The 493-nt window shown below is 63.9% G+C and carries 1 protein-coding gene; it reads right to left on the reverse strand.

All coding sequences use genetic code 11. The features are described 5' to 3' along the window. Nucleotides 1-473, reverse strand: a 473-nt coding sequence (locus J5M58_RS28565) for a chorismate-binding protein (RefSeq protein WP_368857212.1), incomplete at its 3' end; no start/stop codon positions are given. Nucleotides 474-493 lie beyond the last annotated feature (20 nt).

Raw genomic sequence — 493 nt, forward strand, 5'->3', positions numbered from 1 at the left:
GTCCCCTTGATCGGCTTGGATTCAGCGATGCCGTCGCGTACTCGCAGGAACCGTTCCGGGGATGAAGAGCACACCTCTACATGCGGGTCGGTAAACCGAAGATACGCCCCATAGGGGGCTGGGTTTCGACGCCGTAGTGCGCGGTACAACTGCCAGCCGTCCACGTCGCACTGGGAGGTCCACGTGTCGGTGAGACAGGCCTCGTACGAGTCACCGCGTGTTAGCGCCTGCTGGATTGCGGCAACACGGTCCTGGTAGCCCCCTCGGCTGAGCCGCCACGACCCTTCCACAGGCACGGTTAGCGGTGCGGGCCCTTCGCTGCTACCTGGTCGCTCCACCAGCGTCGCAGCCAGTGCGTCCAACAGATCAGCGGCCTCATTGCAGCCGGGCGTGTTACGGTCGTCCAAGGCTAGGAGGTGAGCGTGATGTCGGTAGTGGTCATACGCAATCCAGCTGGCCGGACGCATCCACATGGCATCGGGCAGTTCGCTGC

It is taken from the genome of Pseudomonas sp. 32_A (genome assembly GCF_017490905.1).
Taxonomy (GTDB): Bacteria; Pseudomonadota; Gammaproteobacteria; order Pseudomonadales; family Pseudomonadaceae; genus Aquipseudomonas; species Aquipseudomonas inefficax.